This is a genomic window from Burkholderia sp. MSMB1498, assembly GCF_001526245.1.
Taxonomy (GTDB): Bacteria; Pseudomonadota; Gammaproteobacteria; order Burkholderiales; family Burkholderiaceae; genus Burkholderia; species Burkholderia savannae.
This window is the reverse complement of sequence record NZ_LOYJ01000024.1, coordinates 79,969-102,615: the sequence shown is the minus strand read 5'-3', so window position 1 is coordinate 102,615 and position 22,647 is coordinate 79,969. Positions and strand designations below refer to the sequence as shown.

The following is a 22,647-nucleotide window of genomic DNA, read 5'->3' as shown; positions in this document are numbered from 1 at the left end:
GTGCATTGCGTGCATTGCGTGCATTGCGTGCATTGCGTGCATTGCGTGCATTGCGTGCATTGCGTGCATTGCGTGCATTGCGTGCAAAGTGTCGCACCGCGCACCCGATCGTTCGCCGTTCCTTCGGCCTCCTTGAAACGTCGCCGCCCGTCCCTTTTTGTTGCGCGCGCCAACCGCTTCCCGCATCGGCGATCTTCATCGCGTCGATGCGACGACGCGGCAAACGAATCACCCGCGCACGCGCGCGGCCGAGCGCGCGCGGCCGAGCGCGCGCGGCCGAGCGAAAATCCGAACGGGCCGCTCTTGACGCTCCTTTATGTCCATATTAAAAATCATATATCCCCACCTCCAATCGATCAGCCTGGACATATAAACGGAGAGAACATGAGCCAGCAACGCGAGGCGATCGACACGTATCTGTTGCGCGTCCTGCACACCTTGCTGATGGAGCGCAGCGTGACGCGCGCGGCCGTCAAACTGAACCAGTCGCAGCCGGCGATCAGCGCCGCGCTGCGCCGCCTGCGCGACATCACGGGCGATCCGCTCCTCGTGCGCGGCAAGTCCGGCATGGTGCCGACCGAGTACGGCCTGCGCCTGCTCGAACCCGTGCAGAACGCTCTGCGCGAGATCGAGCGCATCAAGTTCCAGCAGCACAACTTCGATCCGGCCACGTCGATCCGCTGCTACCGGATCGGCTGCCCCGACTACCTGAACGTGCTGTTCGTGCCGACCGTCGTCGAGCGCTTCCGGCAGGCCGCGCCGAACGCGACGCTCGAGTTCCATTCGCTCGGCCCCGCGTTCGACTACGAGCTCGCGCTCGAGGACGGCAAGCTCGACATCGTCGTCGGCAACTGGCCGGAGCCGCCCGAGCAGCTGCATCTGTCGAACCTGTTCGTCGACGAGATCGTCTGCCTGATGAGCAACACGCATCCGTTCGCGAAGCGCGGCGGCCTCACGCTCGACCAGTACCTGAACGCGCCGCATCTCGCGCCGACGCCGTATTCGGTCGGCCAGCGCGGCGCGATCGACGTGCACCTCGCGCGCGAACGGCTGAAGCGCCATGTCGTCGTCACGCTGCCGTACTTCAATCTCGCGCCGTACGTGCTCGTGAAGTCGGATCTGATCTTCACCACGACGCGGCTCTTCGCCGATCACTACGCGAAGTTCCTGCCGCTGTCGGTCGTGCCCGCGCCGCTCGATTTTCCGCCGATGCAGTATTACCAGCTGTGGCACGAGCGCTGCCATTATTCGGACGAAGTGCGCTGGCTGCGCGGGCTCGTCGCCGAGGCGACTCGCACGCTGATCGATATGTAAGCGCGCGGCGCGGCGGCGCGGCGACGTCGGCGATGTCGGCGATGTCGGCGATGTCGGCGATGTCGGCGATGTCGGCGATGTCGGCGATGTCGGCATCAGTGTCGATCGCGGAACATCCGGCGGCAAGCCTGTCGCCGAATGTTCCGCCCAATCCGCGCAACCGGGTACCCAGCCGCGCGCGCCGCGCCGCCGCCCGACGCGCCGCTCAGCGCGCGGCTTCGTAGAGCGTTCGCGCGAGTGCGTTGTGCCGCGCGACGAGCGGCTCGATCTCGAGCGTCGTCAAGCGCCCTTCCCGCACGACGACCCGCCCGTTGACGACGCCGTACGCCGCCTGCGCCGGCGCGCAAAACACGAGCGCGGCGACGGGATCGTGCAGCGCGCCCGCGAACTGCGGCGCACGCAGGTCGAACGCGACGAAATCCGCCGCCATCCCGGGCGCGAGCGCGCCGATGTCGTCTCGGTTCAGCACCCGCGCGCCGCCGAGCGTCGCGATCTCCAGCGCATCGCGCGCCGTCATCGCATCGGGTCCGAATCCGACGCGTTGCAGCAGCAGCGCCTGGCGCACCTCGGCGACCATCTGCGCGCCGTCGTTCGACGCGGAGCCGTCGACGCCGAGCCCGACCGGCACGCCCGCGAAACGCATCCGTTGCACGGGCGCGATGCCGGACGCGAGCCGCATGTTCGAGCACGGGCAATGCGCGACCCCCGTGCCCGTGCGCGCGAACAGCGCGATGCCCGGCTCGTCGAGCTGCACGCAGTGCGCGTGCCACACGTCGCGCCCGACCCAGCCGAGATCCTCCGCGTATTCGGCGGGCGTCATCCCGAATTTCTCGCGGCTGTACGCAACGTCGTTCACGTTCTCCGCGAGGTGCGTGTGCAGCGACACGCCGTAGTCGCGCGCGAGCGCCGCCGCGTCGCGCATGAGGCCGCGGCTCACCGAGAACGGCGAGCACGGCGCGACGACGACGCGCAGCATCGCGTAGCGGCCGTCGTCGTGATAGGCCTCGATCACGCGCTGCGTGTCGCGCAGGATGTCCGCCTCGCGCTCGACGACCGCATCGGGCGGCAGCCCGCCGTCGCTCTGCCCGACGCTCATGCTGCCGCGGCTCGCGTGAAAGCGCATGCCGATGCGCCGCGCGGCCGCGATGCTGTCGTCGAGCCGGCTGCCGTTCAGATAGATGTACAGATGATCGCTCGACGTCGTGCAGCCGGACAGCAGCAGCTCGGCCATCGCGGTCAGCGTCGACACCTCGATCATCTCCGGCGTCAGGTGCGCCCAGATCCGATACAGGTTCGTGAGCCAGCCGAACAGCTCGGCGTTCTGCGCGGCGGGAATCGCGCGCGTCAGGCTCTGATACATGTGATGATGCGTGTTGACGAGCCCCGGAATCACGAGATGGCCGCGCAGATCGAGCACCTCGTCCGCGTGCGCGGGCAGCTCGGCGCTCGGCCCGACCGCGACGATCCGGTTGTCTTCGACGTAAAGGCCCGCGTCGCGCAGCTCGCGGCGCGCGCCGTCCATCGTCACGAGCACGTCGGCGTGCTTGACGACGAGCGTCTTCGGACGATTCGGGGAAAGGGGTTGCGCGCCGGCGCGCGCGCTCGGGTGTCGTTCCATCGTCGTTCGATCTCCGTATCGTTCGGCCGCCGAGGCGGCCGTCCCGCTCGAACGCGACGCGCGGCACGCACCGCGCCGCCGCGTCCGTTCGAACGCCCTGGCCCGGTTACCCGGCGTGCCCGCCGTCTTCGGGATGCACGCAGGGCCTCGGCCTCACCGGCCGATCCCGCACCCGCGCACCGGCCGAGCATCGCGCAATCCGCGGCGCGGCGCAAGCGGGCCGCGCGCATGATCGCCTTCATGCGGCCGATATGTCCGGCCGCGTCCGTCATCGGAACGACGCAAAAACCCGCCATATCCCGCGAGCGCCGCGGCCACGCGCCCATGCGCGCCCGTGCGCATGGACGCGCGCTCATGCGGCGCGCATTATCTTCGTTATCGCTCAGCGTTTCGCAAGCGAACCTTTTTACAATGGCTGCACGGCGCTCGCTTCGATCCGCCGACGGGTATGTAGCCACTGACGTGGAGCCTCGATCCGCCGCAGCATCACCGGATCGAGCCGCCGCCGATCCTCGCAACTACACAGGGACATTGCGAATGGGCAAGCTCACTACCCACGTACTCGACACCGCGCACGGCCGCCCGGGCGGCGCGATCAAGATCGAACTCCACGCGGTCTCGGGCGACGGCGGCCGGCTGCTTAAGACGGTACTCACCAACGACGACGGCCGCTGCGACGCACCGCTCCTCGAGGGCGACGCGCTCGCGGCCGGCACTTACGAACTCGTGTTCCATGCGGGCGACTACTTCGCCGCGCTGGGCGTCGCGCTGCCCGAGCCGCGCTTCGTCGATCTCGTCGTGCTGCGCTTCGGCGTGGCCGACCCCGCCGCGCACTATCACGTGCCGCTTCTCGTGTCGCCGTGGTCGTACAGCACCTATCGCGGCAGCTGACCACGCATCGCTGCCCACGAACGACAACGATCGACTCAGGAGGAGTTTCATGGAAGGCTTCATCACCGACTGGCTGAATCTCGCGATCCGCTGGCTGCACGTCGTCGCCGCGATTGCATGGATCGGCGAGTCGTTCTATTTCGTCGCGCTCGACAATAGCCTCAAGCCGCCGAAGGACGCGCGGCTGAAGGCGCGCGGCGTGTTCGGCGAGCTCTGGCACGTGCACGGCGGCGGTTTCTACAACATGCAGAAGTACCTCGTCGCGCCGCCCGAGATGCCGGAAGACCTGCACTGGTCGAAGTGGCCGTCGTACACGACGTGGATGTCCGGCTTCGGCCTCTTCCTCGTGCTCTACCTGCTCGCGCCGAACACGTACCTGATCGACAAGAACGTGCTCGACATGGGCCCCGTCGTCGCGGTCTCGTCGGCGCTCGGCTTCCTGCTCGCGGGCTGGATCGTCTACGACTGCGCGTGCCGCCTGCTCGGCAACCGCGACACGCTGCTCGGCGCGTTCGTGGGCCTCTACGTGGTCGCGGCCGCGTACCTCGCCTGCCATGTGTTCTCGGGCCGCGCCGCGTATCTGATCGTCGGCGCGATGCTCGCGACGATCATGACGGCCAACGTGTTCTTCGTGATCATCCCCGGCCAGCGCAAGATGGTCGACAAGCTGCTCAAGGGCGAGACGCCCGATCCGATCTACGGCAAGCGCGGCAAGCAGCGCTCCGTGCACAACACGTACTTCACGCTGCCCGTCGTGTTCGCGATGCTGTCGAACCACTATGCAATGACGTATGCGAACAAGTACAACTGGATCGTGCTCGTCGTCATCATGCTCGCGGGCGCGCTGATTCGTCAGTTCTTCGTGATGCGGCATCGCGGCCGGCAGCTGTGGTATCTGCCGCTCGGCGGCGTCGCGCTGATGATGCTCGCGCTCGTCGCGACGATGCCGAAGCCGATCGCGCCCGAAGCGCAGGCCGCGAACGCGCCGAAGCTCGCGATCAAGGACATCGCCCCGATCCTGCAGCAGCGCTGCGTCGCGTGCCACTCGGCGAAGCCGACGCTGATGGGCAGCGCGCCCGCCGGCGTGATGTTCGATACGCCCGACGAGATCGCGCAGAATGCGCCGCGGATCTATCAACAGGCGGTGCAGTTGAAGGCGATGCCGATCGGCAACGTCACGCACATGACGGACGGCGAGCGCACGCAGATCGCCGCTTGGTTCGGCAGCGGCGCGACGAAGTGACGAAGTGACGAAGTGACGAAGGCCGCGCGCGTTGCCGGCGGGCCCGCTTCGGCGGGCCCGTTGCATTTGGCGCGGGCTTCGAGTCAGCGCCGCCGACGGCATGCGGCAGCGCACCGCGGACGATGCGCGCCCATCGCAATCGAGCAACCGTCACCGCGCGCCGCGTTGGCCGCGTTCGGCCATCCTGCACTGCCTCAGTGACGCGCTCTTCGCCACCCATCATGCGCGAAACGCGACGGCGCGCGAATGGTCGCGGCTGCACTCGGGATACACGACGTGCACCGCCTTCCCGTGCGCGGCCGCCTCGGCGAAGGCTCGATCCGGAATCTCGCGCTCCGGAACGGCGAAACGGCCGCGTGGCCGAACGCCGATATGCCGAGCGGCGTCACGATGCAGATCCCGCGCTGCCAGTTGACGCGCCGCGGCGCAACCGCGACGTGTCACGAGACGAGTCGCCCGCCATCGGGGGCGCGGTCGTGGTGAACTCCCGGACACGCGCCATCGCGAAACATCGGGCCTGCGTTACGCGGCTGCCGGACGCGCGCTCGTGCGTCGCGCCGTTGCAGCGCGCATACGAAGCCGAGCCCGCCGCCGTGCCGCGCGCCGCCGCATGACGGTTGCAACAGCAACGAAGTACGCCGCTACACGGCGCGGCAAGAAAAGAAAAGCCCGCGCACGAGGCGCGGGCGTTGCGTTGCGTTGCGGCGCGTCAGCGCCGCTTCATGCTTCATGCCTGTTTTATGCGCGTCATGCGCTCACCGCCAGCAACGCATCGTCGGTCAGCCACAGCGGTTCGGACAGATCCTGTTCGTTCAGATTGAGCCCATCGCCGCCGCGATCGACGACGACGAAGTCGCTCACCTCGCCGAGCGCGATCAGCGGATGGTGCCAGACGCCCTTCGCATAGTTCACGCCCTGCCATCCGCTCGTCACGAACGCACGAATCTTCGACGGATCGAGATCGCCCGCCGGCGCGACGACGACGATGTAAGCCCGATCCGCAAGCGGAATGAACGCCTGGCTGCCGAGCGGATGCCGCTCGAGCATCGTCACCTCGAACGGCAGCGCGCGCGGCTGGCCGCGAAACAGGTTCACGAGCGGCCGCCCGCCTTCGTCGGCGACGTCGATGCGCGCGAGATCGTGAAAGCGCATCGTCGTGCCGAGGTTGATCGGGATCTGCTTCGCGCCGTTCGTCTCGATGACGTCGCCGAACGGCGCGAATGCCGCGCGCGTCAATGGTTCGATCGCGAGCGTCTTCATTGGTCGAGCGTGCCCCACAGGCGCAGCCGCGACACGCCGCCGTCCGGAACGATGTTCAGCCGCACGTGCGTGACGGGGCCGAGCGCGGCGAGCTCCGCCTCGAAATAGTGCTGATTGTCCATCTGCAGCTTCTGCTCGCCGAGCAGCACCGGCCAGAACATCGCCTGCGTGACGAGCGAGCTGTCGGTGCCGCCCGTCACGTATGCGGCCTGAATCGAGCAGCGGTCCGGATAATTGCCCTTGAAGTGCGCGGTGTCGACTTCGATCTTGCGGATCACGCCCGGCTGCGCGAGCGCGATGATCGCCCAGTCGTTGCCCGGTTCGCGGCGGCGGCGCGTCTCCCAGCCGTCGCCCATGTTCACGCCGCGGCCCGGCAGCAGCAGACTCGACGCGAGACCGAAGTGCTGGTTGTTCGCCGCGACGACGTAGCCGCCGTTCTCCATCGCCGCGAGATCGAACAGCTCGGACTTGCTCGCGCCCGCCCAATCGAGCTGCGGCTGGCCGTACACGCGCAGCCGCGCGATGCCGCCGTCCGGGTAGATGTTCACGCGCAGATGCGTATAAGCGTTCGCGTCGCGCGCTTCGACGTAGTGATGGCTGTTGCCCTGCAGCGTCGTCGACGGCATGATCTCGACCCACTTCGTCGCGTCGTTCGGCGCGCCGTCGGCCACGTGCGCGGCCTCGATCGACGCCGCGGGCGGGAAATTGCCGGTGAAATGGCTCGTGTCGATGTCGAGCCCCTTGATCACGCCGGGACGCGCGAGCTTCACGACGCACCAGTCGTAGCCCGTCGTGCGCTTGCGGCGCGTCTCCCAGCCGTCCATCCATTTGCCGTGATCGTCGTATTTGCCCGGGATGAACACGGCCGGCTCGGGATTCAGCATGCGCTCCTTCGGCGCGAAGAAATCGTCGCTCGCCTCGAGCGCCTGCGCGCCGAGACGCGGATCGGCGAGATTCACGTAACGCCGCGTGAACTCGGGTGCGTTCGGATCGGAAAGCGGAAGAGCCATCGTAGTGTCCTTGTCGTGATGTACGTGATGCGTGATGAGTGGAAAGCCGCTGCGGCGCGCGATCGCGCGCGCATGGCGGCGGATGCGGCGCGCCGGGCGCGTCGCGGCGGTGTCGTCGCGGCGAACCTGCCGCGCCGCGCATCGCGTGATTCTTCTTCGTTTCGCCGGCAGCCGCGTCGCGACGAGCGGCAAGCGACGAGCGACGAGCGGCAAGCGGCGGCCGCCCGCAGACGCCGGGCCGATCGAAGCGCCCGGCCGGCGCTCACGCGCCGATCAGATCGTCGAGCCTGAAGCGCGCGATCCGGTAGATCTGCTCGAGGTTCGCGCGCAATTCCTCGTCGCGCGAATGATCGACGCGCGCCTCGAAGTTCGCGATGATCCCGTGCCGGTCGTAGCCTCGCACCGCGAAGATGAACGGAAAGCCGAATTTCTCGCGATATGCGCGGTTGAGCCGCTGCAATTTGTCGAACTCCTCCTGCGTGCAGCGATCGAGGCCCGCGCCGCTTTGCTCGCGCGTCGATTCCGCCGTCAGCTCGCCGCGCACCGCCGCCTTGCCGGCGAGCTCCGGGTGCGCGTTGATGAGCGCGAGCTGCCGCGCGTCGCCCGCGCTCTCGACCGCGTCCTTCATCGTCCGGTGCAACGCGTCGACGCCGCGAAACGGCCGTTCGAGCGCGGCCGCCTCGGCGACCCACGGCGAATGTTCGAAGATGCCGGACAGCGCCGCGACGAACGCGTCCGTCGACATCGCGTTCAATTGCTCGAGCGTGTAGTGCATCGCCTTCATCATGCGTCCCCCTCGCGTCGAGCAGGCTGATACGGGTGATGCTCGCGCCAGTGGCGCGCGATGTCGACGCGGCGCGTGACCCACACGCGATCGTGCCGCTCGACGTGATCGAGAAAGCGCTGCAGCGCGCGCAAGCGCCCGGGACGGCCGAGCAGTCGGCAATGCATGCCGATCGACATCATCTTCGGCGCTTCGTCGCCCTCCTCGTACAGCACGTCAAACGCATCGCGCAGGTAGTGGAAGAAGTGATCCGCCGTGTTGAAGCCTTGCGGCGTCGCGAAGCGCATGTCGTTCGTGTCGAGCGTGTACGGGACGATCAACTGCGGCACCGTTGCGCCGCCCGACACTTCGACGCCCATCCAGAACGGCAGATCGTCGCCGTAATAGTCGGAGTCGTACAGGAAGCCGCCGTGTTCGGCGACGAGCCGACGCGTGTTCGGGCTGTCACGGCCCGTGTACCAGCCGAGCGGACGCACGCCCGTCACGCGCTCGATCGCCTCCATCCCGAGCTTCATGTGCTCGGCCTCGCGCTCGGGCGACATGTCCTGATAATGGACCCAGCGCCAGCCGTGGCACGCGATCTCGTGGCCGAGCTCGACGAACGCGCGCGCGAGCTCCGGATGCCGTTCGATCGCCATGCCGACGCCGAACACCGTGAGCGGCAACCCGCGCTTGTCGAACTCGCGCAAGATGCGCCACACGCCCGCGCGCGAGCCGTATTCGTAGATCGACTCCATGCTCATGTGGCGCGCCGGATACGCGGCCGCGCCGACGATCTCGGACAGGAACTGCTCGGAGGCGGGATCGCCGTGCAGCACGCAGTTTTCGCCTCCCTCCTCGTAGTTGAGCACGAACTGCACCGCGACGCGCGCGCGGCCCGGCCAGTTCGCCTGCACCGGATGTCGGCCGTAGCCGATCAGATCGCGTGGATAGTTGGGATCGAATGCCATGATTGGATGCGAAGTGATGCCCCGTCAGCGGTTTCGCGCCGCCCGCGCGACGCCCGGAAACGGGCGCTGCGCGGCCGATGCGACGGATGGCCCAGTGTAGCGAAAACGCCTCGGACCGCCCATACGGGGGCACGGATAGTGCGGGTCAGACGGAATGTATGTGCGGTTGCGGAAAAACGGCGGACGTCGCGGTGTCCGGCGTGGCGATGTCGGGCGGCGCCATGCCGGACGCAGCGGCGGCGCGCGCCGCATCCGCCGCATCGCGCACCGCATCGCACGCCGCCGCGCCCGCGGCCGGCGCTCGCCCGGGCACCGCCGCCGCGCCCGGGCTGAAGCGTGCGAATTCGCCGTCGTAGCGCTTCGCGAGCGGCCGCGCGAAATCGCCGCGCTTCGCGGTCGCGAGCTTCAGCGCGATCAGCGCCTCCGCCCATTTGACCGCTGCCGTCACGCCCTCGACGACGGGCGCGCCGATCGCCGCCTCGATCTCGTGCGCGAATTCCGCCATCCCCGCGCAGCCGAGCACGATCGCGTCCGCGCCGTCCTCGTCGAGCGCGCGCCGGCATTCGTCGACGATCACGCGGCGCGCGGCCGAGCCCGGCCTGTCGAGGTCGAGCACGGCGACGTCGGTCGCGCGCACGTTGCGGCAAAAGCGCTTCATTCCATAGCGCTCCGCGAGGTGCCATGCCATTCCGCAGGTGCGCGCGAGCGTCGTCACGACCGAGAAGCCCGGCGCGAGCACGCTCGCCGCGTGCATCGCCGCCTCCGCGATGCCGACGACCGGCCCGCGCGCGAGCTCGCGCGCCGCGTACAGCCCCGGATCGCCGAAGCACGCGATCACGTAGCCGTCGAAACCGTCGCGCTCGCCCGCCGCGACTTCGGCGAGCAGGCCCGGCGTCGCGAGCGCCTCGTCGTAATGGCCCTCGATCGAAGGCGGCCCCATCGTCGGGCTCACGGCGACGATCGCCGTGCCCGCCGACGCGACTTCGCGCGCGCAGCGGCCCATCGCGTCGGTCATTCGCTGCGTCGTGTTCGGATTGATCAGCTTGATCTTCATACGGACTCCGTCATGCTTTCGCTTGCGCGAGTGCGCGGTAGAACGCACCGCCGAGCGCCGCGCCGATGAACCACGAGAAATTCGCGAGCCCGGACAATGCCGGCGCCATCACGCACGCGACGGCGATCGCGGCCGCGGGCAGCAGCGCCGCGATCGCACGCCGGTTCACGCCGTCGCGATACCAGTACGCGCCGTCCGTCGACATCGTGTACAGATCGTCGCGCCGCAGCGCGCCGCGCTTCACCAGATAGAAATCGACGATCAGCACGCCGTACAGCGGCCCGATGAAGCTGCCGAGTACGTCGAGCGTGTAATGGATCACGACGGGATTGTTGAAGAGATTCCACGGCATGATGAACACCGACGCGACCGCGGCGAGCATGCCGCCCGCGCGCCAGCTGATCAGGCGCGGCGCGACGTTCGAGAAGTCGAACGCGGGCGACACGAAGTTCGCGACGATGTTGATCCCGATCGTCGCGATCGTGAAGGTCAGCGCGCCGAGAATCACCGCGGTCGGATGATCGATGCGGCCGACTGTCTCGACGGGATCGGTGATCAGTTGTCCGAACACGGGCAGCGTCGCGGCCGTCGTGATCACCGTGACGAGCGAGAACGCGAGGAAGTTGACGGGCAGCCCCCAGAAATTGCCGCGCTTCACGCTGCCGTAGCGCCCGCAGTAGCGGGAGAAGTCGCCGAAATTGAGCATCGGCCCCGAGAAATACGATACGACGAGCGAGATCGCCGTCACCATCACCGGGATCACCTCGGCGCCGTGATACTTGACGCCGCCGAGATTGAGGCCGATGTTGCGCCAGCCGGCGCGCCACACCATGTAGCCCGCGAGGACGAACATCACGACGTACACCGCGGGGCCCGCGAAATCGATGAACTTCTTGATCGTCTCCATGCCGTTCCAGAAAACGAACGCCTGCAGCACCCACAGCAGCATGAAGCCCGCCCAGCCGAGCGCCGAGAGCCCTAGGAAGCCGTAGCGATGTACGTCCGCATAGGGCATCCACTGCGGAAAGAACTTGAGCACGACGATCACGAGCGCGCTGGACGCGAGATAAGTTTGGATTCCGTACCATGCGATCGCGATGAGCCCGCGGATCACGGCGGGCACGTTCGCGCCGAGCACGCCGAACGTCGCTCGGCACGCGACCGGATACGGCACGCCGAGCTGCTGGCTCGGCTTCGCAATCAGATTGCACAGCACGTTGACGATCGAAATGCCGACGATCAGCGCGACGAGCACCTGCCAGCTCGTCAGGCCGAGCGCGAACAGGCTGCCCGCGAACACATAGCCGCCGACGCTGTGCACGTCGGACATCCAGAAAGCGAAGATGTTGTATGCGCCCCAGCTCTGGTTCGCGAGCGGCGCGAGATCTTCGTTGTACAGACGATTGCTGTAACCGGGGGGCGCCGCCGCGCCGTCCGTGTCGTCCGGGCGATCTTCGTTCGGTCGATACGAGGCGCCTTGCTGCGCCACACTGAACTGAGCCATGACATCTCCTTGCCTGCCGCGGACGAGCCGCGCGATCGTCATTGAAATCGCGGCCCGAACGTGGTCGCCCGATGCCGCCCTGGCGGGCGGCCGCATACGCGACCTCCCGGCATTTCGTCAGTTCAGTGAGCGCTCGAGGCGTGCGGCCGGGCCGTCAGCCCGGATTGCCGAACACCTCGCGCAGATCGACCGCGCCCTGCGCCGGCCGATCGAGCATCCTCAGTTCGACGTGCTGAAGATGGTGCGCCATCAGTTGCGCCGCGCGCTTCGCGTCGCCGGCTTCGAGTGCCGCGAGGATCTGCGCATGGTCGTCGAACGAACACGGGCTGCGCCCGTGCGATTCGTACAGCGCCGACATCAGCGTCGAGCGCACGACGAGCCCCTCCAGGCAATCGCGCAGCACCGTGTTGCCGGTGAGCGCCGCGAGCGCAGTATGGAACTCGCCGGACAAACGCACCCACGCCGGAAAATCGCGCCGCTCGAATGCGTTGCGCTCCTTGTCGATCATCGCCGCGACGCCCTTCAGGCGCTTCGCGCCCGGTCCCGTCGCGAGCCGCTCCATCACCGCGAGCTCAACGATGCGCCGCATCTCGAACACTTCGTGCACGTCCTGCAGCGTCGGACTCGCGACGAACGCGCCGCGATTCGGCTCAAGATCGACGAGCCGATCGGTCGCGAGGAGCGCTAGCGCCTGCCGGATCGTGCCGCGCTTCACGCCGAACACTTCGCACAACTGCGCTTCCGTCAGCTTCGTGCCGGGCGCGAGCCGATGCTCGAGGATCGCCGTGCGCATCCGCTCGGCGATCGACTCGGGGCTCGCGCCCGTCGGCGCGGAATCTTTCTTCGTCATGGTTCGCATCTCGTTATGAACAGCATCGTAGATTGGACATAAATATTGTCAACAATTTTGCACATCGATTTTGCACAACATGGGTGATTGGGACGTCACCCGAACCGCATCAATTCGGTGCAGACGCTTCAATTCACCATATTTGACGGGACTCTTCACCGTTTGAGTCGTCACAATCGCCATCGGCAGCCTGTATTTTTGTCGACAATTTTTCCTTCGATTGGTGCATCACGACAGATCGAGCGAATCGCGCTCTATATCCGTTAGTTGCGAAGCAACGCGTAAAAAAAGGCGGTCGCCCGCCTTTTTCGTGCCGTACCGGCGGCCGCCCCGCGCTCACGCCGAAAGATGCGGATAGTCCGACATCGTGAGCCGGAAGCCGTGCTCGTTCGCGACGAGCTCCGCGCGCGCGCCGAACGGCAGCGTCAGCAGGTCGGGCACGTGGCCGAATTGCAGCCCCGTGACGATCGGAATGCCGATCACGCCGCGCACCTGCTCGATCATCGTCTGCATGTCGTAGCCGTTGTCGTACTCGAACGGACGCGCGCCCGTGAACTGGCCGAGCACGAGCGCCTGCTGGCGCACGAGGACGCCCGCGAGATGCAGCTGGTAGATCATCCGCTCGATCCGGAACGGCTGTTCATTGACGTCCTCGATGAACAGGATTCCGCCTTCGATCTGCGGCATGTAGGGCGTGCCGACGAGCGACGCGAGGATCGCGAGATTGCCGCCCCACAGCGTGCCCGACGCGTTGACGGCCTGCGTTTGCGGCACGTCGGAGACGATCGTCGCCGTCGGCTGCGTGAGCGTCTGCCAGAAATGCGCGAGCGTGAATTCGCTCGGCTTCTCCGCGCCGAAATCGGCGGACAGCATCGGGCCGCCGAACGTCTTCACGCGCGCCTTCGCGTAGAGCGCGAGCTGGATCGCGGTGAAATCGCTGTGACCGACGAGCGCGATCGGCTGATCGCGCAGCCGCCTTTCTAGGCCCCGATAGTCGAGCCCGTGCAGAATCCGGGCGGCGCCGTAGCCGCCGCGCACCGCGAGACCGATGTCGGGCAGCGGCAGCGACGGATCGGCGAGCCGGTTCAGATCGCCCGCGCGCTCGCCGTCGGTGCCGGCGAAGCGCTGATAGCGGCGCTGCGTCGCGTCGAGGTTCTCGATGCGATGCCGCTCGTCGCTCAGGCGTTCGAGCGCGCGATCGATCGCGGCGGGGTCGTGCGGATAACCGGAAGGGGCGAGAAGACGAATCGTGCGCGGCATGCGGGGCGTGAGAATCATGAATTCGCTGGGAAGAATCGATCAGACGTATTTAGAGGCGCCCCGCACCGCTCGGTTCAATCCTCGCGCGGCGGCGCGTCGGGCGCCTGCTGCGCGCGGCGGGCGTCGCGGATCGCCTGCCGCCGCTCCGCAAAGAACGACTTGAGCGCCGCGCCGCATTCGTCCGCGAGCACCCCGCCTTCGACCAGCGTGTGATGGTTCAGGCGCGCGTCGGCGAATGCGTCGACGATGCTGCCGCATGCGCCCGTCTTCGGGTCCGGCGCGCCGAACACGACGCGCGCAATCCGCGCGTGCATGATCGCGCCCGAGCACATCAGGCATGGCTCGAGCGTCACGTACAGCTCGCAGCCGGGCATCCGGTAGTTGCGCAGCGCGCGCGCGGCGGCGCGCAGCGCGGCCATCTCGGCGTGAGCGGACGGATCGTGGCCGCCGATCGGATGATTGAAGCCGCGGGCGATCACCTCGTCGCCTCGCACGATCACCGCGCCCACCGGCACTTCGCCCGCCGCACGCGCTTCCTCGGCGGCGGCGAGCGCCATGCGCATGTAGCGGCGGTCGCGCTCGGCGGCGGCTGACAGAAGCGGCGGTTGCGATTCGCTGGGCTCGACGCCGGACGCGGGCGCGCCGGCGGGCATCACATCGCCCCCGCTTCGCCCTGCGCTTCGCCGAGCACGCGCTCGGACAGACGCTCGGCGATGCGGCGGCAGTATTCGCGCGGCACGACCATCGGGCCGCCGCGCAACGATTCCAGCGCCATGTCGAGGGCGAGCATCTTCGCCTGCAGGCGGCAGCGGGTCGCGCGGTCGCTGACCGCGCGAAGCTCGTCCTGCAGGTTGCGCAGCGCCCGCAGTTGCTCGACCGCGGGCGGCACGAAGCCCGCGTTCTTCAATATCCGATTCGCGACGCGCACTTCTTCCGGGACGAGCAGGTCGTCGTCCAGTTCCATCGGCGCGCCGGCGCCCGGCAAATCGTCGAACTCCCCCCGCGCGACGGCGGCGGCGATACGTTGTTCGACTAGAGCGTCAAGCAGTTTCATCGGGGTTTCATAACAATGCGGCATGCGGATTTTAGCAGGCGGCGCGCCGAGGTCCAGCCTGTCCGAGCAAATGCTCGATATCCGGGCCCGCATGCGAGAAAAGGCGCTATTCTTGCTGCAGCCTCTCCAACCGCGCGGCGCATGGCGCCTTGCGCTCGCTCAGGGCAACGAAGCAATGTCGATCGTCACTCGGCGCCACGTTCGCGCCCTCGTTTTTGCGGTGTCGCTCGTCGCAGCCGGACTCGCGTCGGGATGCGGCGTGATGTGCGGCGGCGCGGGCGGCAACGGCGGGTTTGCGGGCGGGTGCGCGACCGGCGTGAGGTTTTAGGCGTCGCGAAAAGGCCTGAGCGAAGCGGATTCAAGCACCAAACCGGCGGCCGATAGCGGCATCGCCGTCGATCGGCAAGCGTCGACGAGGCGAGGGTTTCTCGCCGCCGCGGCACGCCGCCAGGTTTCGCTAGCGCCGACTGCCCTCGCGTCGCGCATTCCGCGTCGCCTCGCCCGCCGACGCGTCGCTTCGCTCCGCGCGAATCGGCCCGGCAAGCGGCGCCTCCGCCACCTCCGCCCGACGCGACACTCGAAAAGCCACGGCGCTTCGCCCCTCTTTTCTGGCCGGACACGCCGACTGCGGCCGTTACGCCGCCGTCTCCGGCCACTCCACTGCCCGGCATTCTCCCGCCGCCGTTCCGACACGATTTCATTCGCCAGGACAGCCGGCTCCGCTCGCGGCCGATCACCGGAGGCTCGTCGTCGAATCCCAAACTCGCCGAACGGCCGGCGCGCCGGCGCGCTGTCGCCGCTACCGGCGACGGCGCACGCGCCGGCCCCGCGTCAACGCCCGCCGAGATAGTCCATCTTGCCGAGCGGCACGCCCTTGTGCCGCAGGATGTCGTAGGCCGTCGTCGTGTGGAAATAAAAATTCGGCAGCGCAAAGCCGAGCAGATACGACTTGCCGTCGAACGTCATCACGCCGTCGCGCAGCGGCAACTCGATCGCGCGCGTTTCGCTGCCGTCGAGTTGCGCCGGCTGGATCGTCTTCAGGAAATCGATCGTCTTGCCGATGCGCGCGCGCAGCTCGGCGAACGTCGCCTCGGTATCGGCGAACGACGGCACCGCGATCCCCGCGAGCCGCGCGCCGCATCCCTTCGCGGTGTCGCTCGCCCGCTGAACCTGCGCGTCGAGCGAGTACATGTCGTCGCGAAGCCGCGCGCGAACGAACTCGGCCGGCTCGACGCCCTGCGAGCGCGCGTACGCGTCGCCCTTGTCGAGCACGGCCGACAGGTTGTTCAGGCCGCGAATGAACGCGGGAATCGAAACGTCGTACATCGAAAGAGCCATGGGTTCTCCTTGACGGGTTCGCGAATCATCCTCGGGATGGCCGACCGTCGCTGACGGCGGCTCCTTAGCATAGACCGGATCGGACAAGCATGCGCACCGTCGCCAAGCGGCAAGCATTCGACGAGGCTTTCGACAGCGCACCGCGCACGGCCCGCGCGGACGTGCCGCCGAAGAAATGCCGCTCGAAGCGAAGTTCTCCGATACGCGGCTTTCTTTTCACCGCACGCCCGGCAGGGTTTCGACAATACACCGTCGAACCTCTTGCCGATCGGTTGCAAATCAAAACCAAACGAACTATTCTTCGCATGGTTTCAATTTGCAACCATTCAAGCGAGGCATCCGCATGCAAGCTCCGCCAGCAGCACCGGCCGCCCGTTCGATTCGAGCCGCCGATTCGCCTGCGGCGCCGGCGACGCTGCCGCGCAGCGCAGTCGCGCTGTTCGCCTGCGCGAGCGGCCTGAGCGTCGCCAACGTCTACTATGCGCAGCCGCTTCTCGATGCGCTCGCCGCCGATTTCGCGATCGGGCGCGCGGCGATCGGCGGCGTCGTGACCGCCACGCAGATCGGCTGCGCGCTCGCGCTGCTGCTGCTCGTTCCGCTCGGCGACCTCGTCGACCGACGGCGGCTGATGCTCGCGCAATCGCTCGCGCTCGCGGCGACATTGACCGTCGTCGGCTTCGCGCCGACCGCCACCGTCCTGCTCGCCGGCATGCTCGGCGCCGGGCTGCTCGGCACCGCGATGACCCAGGGACTCATTTCGTACGCGGCGAGCGCGGCGGCTGCGCACGAGCGCGGACGCGTGGTCGGCGCGGCGCAAGGCGGCGTCGTCGTCGGGCTGCTGCTCGCGCGCGTGTTGGCGGGCGTCGTCAGCGAAGCGGCGGGATGGCGCAGCGTCTATTTCCTTTCGGCTGCGACGATGCTCGTGCTTGCGGCGCTGCTTGCGCGCAAGCTGCCCGCCGTCGCGCCGGCGCCGTCGCGCATCGGCTATCCGCGCCTGATCGCGTCGCTCTTCACGTTGCTGCGCGACGAGCGCGTGTTGCAGATCCGCGGCACGATCGCCCTCCTGATGTTCGCCGCGTTCAACATCTTCTGGAATGCGCTCGTGCTGCCGCTGAGCGCGCCGCCGTATGCGTTTTCGCACACCGCGATCGGCGCGTTCGGGCTCGTCGGCGCGCTGGGCGCGCTCGCCGCCGCGCGCGCCGGACACTGGGCCGATCGCGGCTTCGGGCAGCCGACGAGCGCCGCGGCGCTCGCGCTGCTGCTCGCGTCATGGCTGCCGATTGCGTTCATGCCCGCGTCGCTGTGGGCGCTCGCGCTCGGCGTCGTGCTGCTCGATGTCGGCGGACAGGCGATTCACGTGACCAACCAGAGCATGATCTTTCGCGCGCGGCCCGACGCGCACAGCCGGCTCGTCGCCGTCTACATGCTGTTCTATTCGGTCGGCAGCGGCCTCGGCGCGATCGCGTCGACGGCCGTCTACGCGGCAGCCGGGTGGCGCGGCGTGTGCATGCTGGGCGCGGCCACGAGCGCCGCGGCATTCGCGTTCTGGGCCGCCACGGCGAGGCTGATGCCGAGCGAGCCCTCCCCGGAAAATACGGCGAACGGGCGACCGCAATAGCCCCGGATACCAACAAATGGCTGTGGCAGAATCGTCCTGATACATCGACAATTTTGCCAACCATGCCATTCATCCGAATATGGGCGGTCGAGCATTGTCTCGCATCGGGCATCGCCGCGCCGATCGACATGCTGACGGCCGCCAATCATCTCGCCGCGGAAGACGGGAGCGAGCGACGCGCGCGCGCGTTCACATGGCGCGTCGATTCGATCGACGGCAATCCGGTGCGCACCGCTTCGGGCCAGATCGCTCAGGTCGACGGGCGAATCGACGGCAGAAGCGCAGCCGATGCGATCTGGCTGACAGGACCGTTCGTCTCCGACGTCGGGCGGCTCCTGAGCCGCCCGGCCCTGCTGGCGCCGCTTCTCGACGCATTGAGGCGCCAACACGCACGCGGCACGCTGATCGCAACGTATTGCACCGGTGCGTTCCTGCTCGCCGAAGCGGGCCTGCTCGACGGACGCGTGGCCACCACGCATTGGTCGAAAGCGACGAGCTTTCGCGCGCGCTACCCTGAAGTCGAATTGCGCGCATCGGACGTTCTGACCGAACAAGAAGGCATCCTTTGCAGCGGCGCCGTCACGTCGTATCAGAACCTCGCGCTGCGCGTCGTTGAAAAGCTCGGGACACCGAAACTCGCCGCCGCAACCGCGAAGATCATGTTGATCGACATGAACCGCGTGTCGCAGGATTCGTTCATCGACATCGCCCACGCCGACAGCCGCGAACACGACGACGCCGTGGTCGCGCGTGCGCAACGCTGGATGGAGCGGCATCTGCGCGAGCCGTTCAGCCTGACGCGCTTGAGCCGCCATCTCGCCGTCAGCGAGCGGACCGTCAATCGGCGCTTCAAGGAGGCCGTCGGCGCGCCGCCGCTCAGGTATCTGCAGACGCTGCGCATCGAAGTGGCAAAGCGCCTGCTCGAACAAAGAAAGCTCGGCATCGACGCCGTATGCGAACGCGTCGGATACACGGACGTCAGCGGCTTCAGACAGCTGTTCAAGCGTGTGACGGGCGTGTCGCCGGGCGAATACCGGCGCCGATTCGCTCGATGAGCATCGGTGGGCGGCGATGATCGACGCCGCAGCCGATGTCCGAATTGCCCCGCCGAATGGCGATTTCGCCACTTCCGATACATCGCCTCCATTCCTAAAGTGGAACCACGTCGCCCGGCATGCGAGCCGGCCCGCCCTGAAACCACTCGAGGAATTCACGATGCCGATGATCGATGCATATATTCCGGAAGGCGCACTCGCGCCGCAAGCAGAGGCGCAATTGATGCGCGAGCTGACGGACATCTTGATCCGTCACGAGGATCTCGATCCCGACGATCCGCGGGTGCGCGACGCCGCATGGATATTCGTGCATCGGCCCACGGCAGTCTATCGGGCCGGCGCGCCCGCGGCCGCGCCGATTTTTCGAATCGTGGCGTCGGTGCCGGAAGGTCAATACACGGATGCGGCGCGAGCCAGCCTCGTGAAGGAAGTCACCGCCGCCATCGCGCGCGCGGAAGGCACGCCCGCGGACGAAATCGGAGCGCGCGCCTGGATCTTCCCGACCGAAATCGGCGACGGCGGCTGGGGAAGCCGCGGTAGCGTGCGCCGCCTGCCGGACATCATGGAGCACTTCGGCGGAGCGACGCTCAGAACGCTCGGCGAACAGCGCCTCGCAGCCAAACGCCGCGCGGATGCGACGGCTTTTGTCGAAGCGGTGCTGCTAGCGCTGACCGGCCGCGCTGCGACGCTGACGCGCACCGCAGACTGAGCGAAGTCGTGGAAGCCGCCATCGCTCGGTCGCCGCGGCAAACGGCACGCCGACATTGTTCTGATGCCGCAATCCGCAAGCCCGTTGATATTTCGCATCGAGCGACTGAACGAGTCTTTGCTGCCGCTCCTCTCGAATCTCCGCTGAACACGCGCATGCCTGGCACGCGCGCATCTTTATCCTGGTTTTGTACCGATCGGTACGCAATGAAAAACGACAAAAGGAGTGCCCCGTGAAATTCCGGCAAGTACGCAATGCGACGGTCCTGATCGAATATGCCGGCACGAGGTTTCTCGTCGATCCGATGCTTGCTTCCAAGGGCACCTACCCCGGGCTCGAGGGCACCGTGAACGGCCACCTGAAATGGCCGACCGTCGAACTGCCGATCGCCATGGACGCGATCCTCGACGTCGACGCCGTGATCGTCACCCACACGCATCCGGACCATTGGGACGAAACGGCGAAGTCCGTCGTGCCGAAGAGCCTGCCGGTCTTCGTCCAGCACGAACGCGACGCCCGCCTCGTGAAGGCGTCCGGATTCATGGACGTCCGCCTGCTGACGCATCGCACCCAATACAACGGCGTGACGCTCGTCAAGACGCCCGGGCAACACGGCACGGACGATGCGATTCACGCGATCGGCGAGCTGCTGGGCGAAGTCTGCGGCGTCGTGTTCAGGCACGCCGACGAAAAGACGCTTTACCTGGCCGGCGACACAGTCTGGAACAAGCACGTGGAACAGAACCTGAAGCGCTTCCGACCGGACGTCGTCATCGTGAATAGCGGAGACGCACAAGTCGTCGGCCTCGGTGCAATCATCATGGGCAAGGAAGACGTCTACGAAGTCCACCGCGCGGCGCCGCAGGCCACGTTGATCGCGAGTCACATGGAAGCGGTGAATCACGCCGCATTGACGCGACAAGCGCTGCGCGAATTCTCCATGGAGAAAGGCATGACGGACCGCCTGCTCGTTCCGGAAGACGGACAGGCGTACGTTTTCTGAGACAAGCGTCGGCAAGACGAGCCGGGGCGCACGCCTTCTCCGTCAGCGATGGCGAAGGCGCGGCTGCGCCGAACGAACTCGCTGACAGGGAGGTTGCTGCCGGCGCTCCGGACGCCTTCGCCTCGTTGCAAAACACTCGCCTCATCAATCGGCCGGATCGATCTCGGTCGACAAGCGTCTCCGAAAAACGCGCACAAGCGGTTTCGATCAACGACGCTCGTGCGCATGAGCCGCGCGCCGTAGGCCATGCGCACGTTGCAGCGCGTCGGCGGCGGCCAGTCGTATCGCCGAAGCTCTCGACAGCCGCAATCGCGGCGTCTCTCGCTGCTTTCGACCGCCGAGAACCTTCCTCGGCGTTGCGGCCAACGCAAGATACCGACGGGGCAATGGCCGCCGACAGCCGTCGTGCGGCACGAGCCCCGGCACTTCAACGACTCACGGCCGCTTCTCGAAAGACCGGGATCACTCCCACTCGATCGTCGCCGGCGGCTTGCCCGACACGTCGTACACGACCCGGTTGATCCCGCGTACTTCGTTGATGATCCGGTTCGACGCGCGGCCGAGCAGCGCATACGGCAGGTGCGCCCAGTGCGCGGTCATGAAATCGGTCGTCTGCACCGCGCGCAGCGCGGTCACGTAGTCGTACGTGCGGCCGTCGCCCATCACGCCGACCGACTTCACCGGCAGGAACACCGCGAACGCCTGGCTCGTCAGGTCGTACCAGCTCTTGCCGACCTGCGACGGCTCGCAAAGGCCCGCCGCCGCGTCCTGCTCGGTCGCCAACGTCCCGCGAAGCTCTTCGATGAAGATCGCGTCCGCACGGCGCAGCAGCTCCGCGTAGTCGCGCCTCACCTCGCCGAGAATCCGCACGCCGAGGCCCGGGCCCGGGAACGGATGGCGATACACCATCTCTGCCGGCAGGCCGAGCGCGACGCCGAGCTCGCGCACCTCGTCCTTGAACAGATCGCGCAGCGGCTCGAGCAGCTTCAGGCCGAGCGTCTCCGGCAGACCGCCGACATTATGGTGACTCTTGATCGTCGTCGCTTTTTTCGTCTTCGCGCCGCCCGATTCGATCACGTCCGGATAGATCGTCCCTTGCGCGAGCCACTTCGCGTTCGTCAGCTTCTTCGCCTCGGCCTGGAACACCTCGACGAACTCGCGGCCGATGATCTTGCGCTTCCGCTCCGGATCGGCGACGCCCGCGAGATGGCCGAGGAACTGCTCGGACGCGTCGACGTGCACGACCTTCGCATGCAGGCGGCCCTCGAACATGTCGAGCACCATCTTGCCTTCGTTCAGGCGCAACAGGCCGTGATCGACGAACACGCAGGTCAGCTGATCGCCGATCGCGCGGTGAATCAGCGCCGCCGCGACGCTCGAATCCACGCCGCCCGACAGGCCGAGAATCACTTCTTCGTCGCCGACCTGCTCGCGAATCAGCGCGACCGCCTCTTCGATGTGGTCGCGCATGATCCAGTCGGGCGCGGCGCCTGCGATGTCGAGCACGAAGCGCTCGAGCAGCTTGCGGCCCTGCACCGTGTGCGTGACTTCCGGATGGAACTGCACCGCGTAGTAGCCGCGCGACTCGTCGGCCATGCCGGCGATCGGGCAGCTCGGCGTCGACGCCATCAGCGCGAAGCCCGGCGGCAGCTCGGCAACCTTGTCGCCGTGGCTCATCCACACCTTCAGCATCCCGTGGCCTTCCGGGGTCGCGAAATCCTGGATGCCGTCGAGCAGTCGCGTGTGACCGTGCGCGCGCACTTCCGCATAGCCGAACTCGCGATGGTCGCTCCATTCGACCTTGCCGCCCAGTTGCACGGCCATCGTCTGCATCCCGTAGCAAATGCCGAGCACGGGCACGCCGAGATCCCACACCGCCTGCGGCGCGCGCAGTTGTTGGTCCTCGTAGGTGCTCGCGTGGCTGCCGGACAGAATCACGCCTTTCGGTGCGAATTCGCGGACGAAGTCGTCGGAGACGTCGTTCGGATGGATCTCGCAGTAGACGTGCGCTTCGCGGACGCGCCGCGCGATCAGTTGGGTGACTTGCGAACCGAAGTCGAGAATCAGGATTTTGTCGTGCATGGCAGCGGACGGGAAAAAGAACAATGGAATAACAAAAGCAGCGCACGAGG

Annotated in this window: 21 protein-coding genes; 7 read left to right on the top strand and 14 right to left on the bottom strand. The window is 67.2% G+C overall.

The genetic code is table 11. The features are described from left to right. A partial coding sequence (locus tag WS91_RS37170; protein ID WP_231751979.1) for a hypothetical protein occupies positions 1-199 on the bottom strand: 199 nt, incomplete at its 3' end. Positions 200-384: 185 nt separating this feature from the next. Here WS91_RS37170 and WS91_RS05305 point away from each other — a divergent pair. Further along, entirely contained in the window at positions 385-1,314 is a 930-nt protein-coding gene (locus tag WS91_RS05305) for a LysR substrate-binding domain-containing protein (RefSeq protein ID WP_010104452.1), read from the top strand. A gap of 205 nt (positions 1,315-1,519) precedes the next feature. On the opposite strand, the gene WS91_RS05295 is transcribed toward WS91_RS05305, so the two are convergent. After that, positions 1,520-2,932, bottom strand: a complete 1,413-nt coding sequence (locus WS91_RS05295; protein WP_059669887.1) for an 8-oxoguanine deaminase — start codon at positions 2,930-2,932, stop codon at positions 1,520-1,522. 537 nt (positions 2,933-3,469) lie between these two features. Between WS91_RS05295 and uraH the strand changes: the two genes are divergently transcribed. Further along, on the top strand, positions 3,470-3,823 hold the full coding sequence (uraH, locus tag WS91_RS05290; protein ID WP_038745079.1) for a hydroxyisourate hydrolase: 354 nt from the start codon (positions 3,470-3,472) through the stop codon (positions 3,821-3,823). Between the two features lie 49 nt (positions 3,824-3,872). Further along, positions 3,873-5,066: a urate hydroxylase PuuD gene (locus WS91_RS05285; protein WP_038745077.1), complete on the top strand. Its 1,194-nt coding sequence runs from the start codon at positions 3,873-3,875 to the stop codon at positions 5,064-5,066. 747 nt (positions 5,067-5,813) lie between these two features. On the opposite strand, the gene WS91_RS05275 is transcribed toward WS91_RS05285, so the two are convergent. From WS91_RS05275 to WS91_RS05220, 11 genes are all read right to left on the bottom strand, one after another. Then, complete coding sequence (locus WS91_RS05275) at positions 5,814-6,326, bottom strand: ureidoglycolate lyase (RefSeq protein WP_038745075.1); 513 nt, start codon at positions 6,324-6,326, stop codon at positions 5,814-5,816. Next, entirely contained in the window at positions 6,323-7,336 is a 1,014-nt protein-coding gene (gene alc, locus WS91_RS05270; RefSeq protein ID WP_038745139.1) for an allantoicase, read from the bottom strand. The genes WS91_RS05275 and alc overlap by 4 nt, the downstream gene beginning before the upstream one ends. 262 nt (positions 7,337-7,598) lie before the next feature. Continuing rightward, on the bottom strand, positions 7,599-8,120 hold the full coding sequence (gene uraD / locus WS91_RS05265; protein WP_038745137.1) for a 2-oxo-4-hydroxy-4-carboxy-5-ureidoimidazoline decarboxylase: 522 nt from the start codon (positions 8,118-8,120) through the stop codon (positions 7,599-7,601). Beyond that, positions 8,120-9,070, bottom strand: a complete 951-nt coding sequence (gene puuE / locus WS91_RS05260; protein WP_038745073.1) for an allantoinase PuuE — start codon at positions 9,068-9,070, stop codon at positions 8,120-8,122. Before puuE ends, uraD begins: the two co-directional genes overlap by 1 nt. Positions 9,071-9,215: 145 nt before the next feature. Next, complete coding sequence (locus tag WS91_RS05255) at positions 9,216-10,124, bottom strand: aspartate/glutamate racemase family protein (protein ID WP_059669885.1); 909 nt, start codon at positions 10,122-10,124, stop codon at positions 9,216-9,218. A 10-nt stretch (positions 10,125-10,134) separates the two neighbouring features. Next, positions 10,135-11,628: an NCS1 family nucleobase:cation symporter-1 gene (locus tag WS91_RS05250; protein ID WP_197422212.1), complete on the bottom strand. Its 1,494-nt coding sequence runs from the start codon at positions 11,626-11,628 to the stop codon at positions 10,135-10,137. Positions 11,629-11,782: 154 nt separating this feature from the next. Next, positions 11,783-12,478 carry a GntR family transcriptional regulator gene (locus WS91_RS05245; RefSeq protein WP_038745067.1) on the bottom strand — a complete coding sequence of 232 codons (696 nt, stop codon included), beginning with the start codon at positions 12,476-12,478 and terminating at the stop codon, positions 11,783-11,785. Positions 12,479-12,814: 336 nt separating this feature from the next. Continuing rightward, positions 12,815-13,756, bottom strand: a complete 942-nt coding sequence (ldcA, locus tag WS91_RS05240) for a muramoyltetrapeptide carboxypeptidase (RefSeq protein WP_059643084.1) — start codon at positions 13,754-13,756, stop codon at positions 12,815-12,817. Between the two features lie 56 nt (positions 13,757-13,812). After that, entirely contained in the window at positions 13,813-14,394 is a 582-nt protein-coding gene (tadA, locus tag WS91_RS05235) for a tRNA adenosine(34) deaminase TadA (RefSeq protein ID WP_038745062.1), read from the bottom strand. Beyond that, positions 14,391-14,792 (bottom strand): DnaJ family domain-containing protein, encoded by a 402-nt coding sequence (locus WS91_RS05230; protein ID WP_038745060.1) that lies wholly within the window; start codon positions 14,790-14,792, stop codon positions 14,391-14,393. Before WS91_RS05230 ends, tadA begins: the two co-directional genes overlap by 4 nt. Before the next feature lie 831 nt (positions 14,793-15,623). Next, positions 15,624-16,130, bottom strand: coding sequence for a DUF1993 domain-containing protein (locus WS91_RS05220; protein WP_038745055.1), 507 nt, complete (start codon positions 16,128-16,130; stop codon positions 15,624-15,626). A 343-nt stretch (positions 16,131-16,473) separates the two neighbouring features. Here WS91_RS05220 and WS91_RS05215 point away from each other — a divergent pair, with 343 nt between their 5' ends. From WS91_RS05215 to WS91_RS05200, 4 genes are all read left to right on the top strand, one after another. Continuing rightward, complete coding sequence (locus tag WS91_RS05215; RefSeq protein ID WP_082758094.1) at positions 16,474-17,748, top strand: MFS transporter; 1,275 nt, start codon at positions 16,474-16,476, stop codon at positions 17,746-17,748. Positions 17,749-17,810: 62 nt separating this feature from the next. After that, positions 17,811-18,803, top strand: a complete 993-nt coding sequence (locus WS91_RS05210) for a GlxA family transcriptional regulator (RefSeq protein ID WP_059669884.1) — start codon at positions 17,811-17,813, stop codon at positions 18,801-18,803. 16 nt (positions 18,804-18,819) lie between these two features. Further along, positions 18,820-19,512 carry a tautomerase family protein gene (locus WS91_RS05205; protein WP_231751978.1) on the top strand — a complete coding sequence of 231 codons (693 nt, stop codon included), beginning with the start codon at positions 18,820-18,822 and terminating at the stop codon, positions 19,510-19,512. A gap of 232 nt (positions 19,513-19,744) precedes the next feature. Further along, positions 19,745-20,515: an MBL fold metallo-hydrolase gene (locus WS91_RS05200; protein WP_059669882.1), complete on the top strand. Its 771-nt coding sequence runs from the start codon at positions 19,745-19,747 to the stop codon at positions 20,513-20,515. A gap of 462 nt (positions 20,516-20,977) precedes the next feature. Here WS91_RS05200 and guaA read toward each other — a convergent pair whose 3' ends face one another. Beyond that, on the bottom strand, positions 20,978-22,597 hold the full coding sequence (gene guaA / locus WS91_RS05195) for a glutamine-hydrolyzing GMP synthase (protein ID WP_038745047.1): 1,620 nt from the start codon (positions 22,595-22,597) through the stop codon (positions 20,978-20,980). Between the last annotated feature and the right edge of the window lie 50 nt (positions 22,598-22,647).

Coding starts and splice junctions, on each gene's coding strand:
- alc (WP_038745139.1), bottom strand. CDS start 7,336: ATGGCTCTTCCGCTTTCCGATCCGAACGCACCCGAGTTCACGCGGCGT.
- WS91_RS05250 (WP_197422212.1), bottom strand. CDS start 11,628: ATGGCTCAGTTCAGTGTGGCGCAGCAAGGCGCCTCGTATCGACCGAAC.
- guaA (WP_038745047.1), bottom strand. CDS start 22,597: ATGCACGACAAAATCCTGATTCTCGACTTCGGTTCGCAAGTCACCCAA.
- WS91_RS05220 (WP_038745055.1), bottom strand. CDS start 16,130: ATGGCTCTTTCGATGTACGACGTTTCGATTCCCGCGTTCATTCGCGGC.
- WS91_RS05205 (WP_231751978.1), top strand. CDS start 18,820: ATGATCGACGCCGCAGCCGATGTCCGAATTGCCCCGCCGAATGGCGAT.
- WS91_RS05285 (WP_038745077.1), top strand. CDS start 3,873: ATGGAAGGCTTCATCACCGACTGGCTGAATCTCGCGATCCGCTGGCTG.
- WS91_RS05305 (WP_010104452.1), top strand. CDS start 385: ATGAGCCAGCAACGCGAGGCGATCGACACGTATCTGTTGCGCGTCCTG.
- WS91_RS05215 (WP_082758094.1), top strand. CDS start 16,474: ATGCAAGCTCCGCCAGCAGCACCGGCCGCCCGTTCGATTCGAGCCGCC.
- ldcA (WP_059643084.1), bottom strand. CDS start 13,756: ATGATTCTCACGCCCCGCATGCCGCGCACGATTCGTCTTCTCGCCCCT.
- WS91_RS05245 (WP_038745067.1), bottom strand. CDS start 12,478: ATGACGAAGAAAGATTCCGCGCCGACGGGCGCGAGCCCCGAGTCGATC.
- WS91_RS05230 (WP_038745060.1), bottom strand. CDS start 14,792: ATGAAACTGCTTGACGCTCTAGTCGAACAACGTATCGCCGCCGCCGTC.
- WS91_RS05275 (WP_038745075.1), bottom strand. CDS start 6,326: ATGAAGACGCTCGCGATCGAACCATTGACGCGCGCGGCATTCGCGCCG.
- uraH (WP_038745079.1), top strand. CDS start 3,470: ATGGGCAAGCTCACTACCCACGTACTCGACACCGCGCACGGCCGCCCG.
- WS91_RS05295 (WP_059669887.1), bottom strand. CDS start 2,932: ATGGAACGACACCCGAGCGCGCGCGCCGGCGCGCAACCCCTTTCCCCG.
- puuE (WP_038745073.1), bottom strand. CDS start 9,070: ATGGCATTCGATCCCAACTATCCACGCGATCTGATCGGCTACGGCCGA.
- uraD (WP_038745137.1), bottom strand. CDS start 8,120: ATGAAGGCGATGCACTACACGCTCGAGCAATTGAACGCGATGTCGACG.
- WS91_RS05255 (WP_059669885.1), bottom strand. CDS start 10,124: ATGAAGATCAAGCTGATCAATCCGAACACGACGCAGCGAATGACCGAC.
- WS91_RS05210 (WP_059669884.1), top strand. CDS start 17,811: ATGCCATTCATCCGAATATGGGCGGTCGAGCATTGTCTCGCATCGGGC.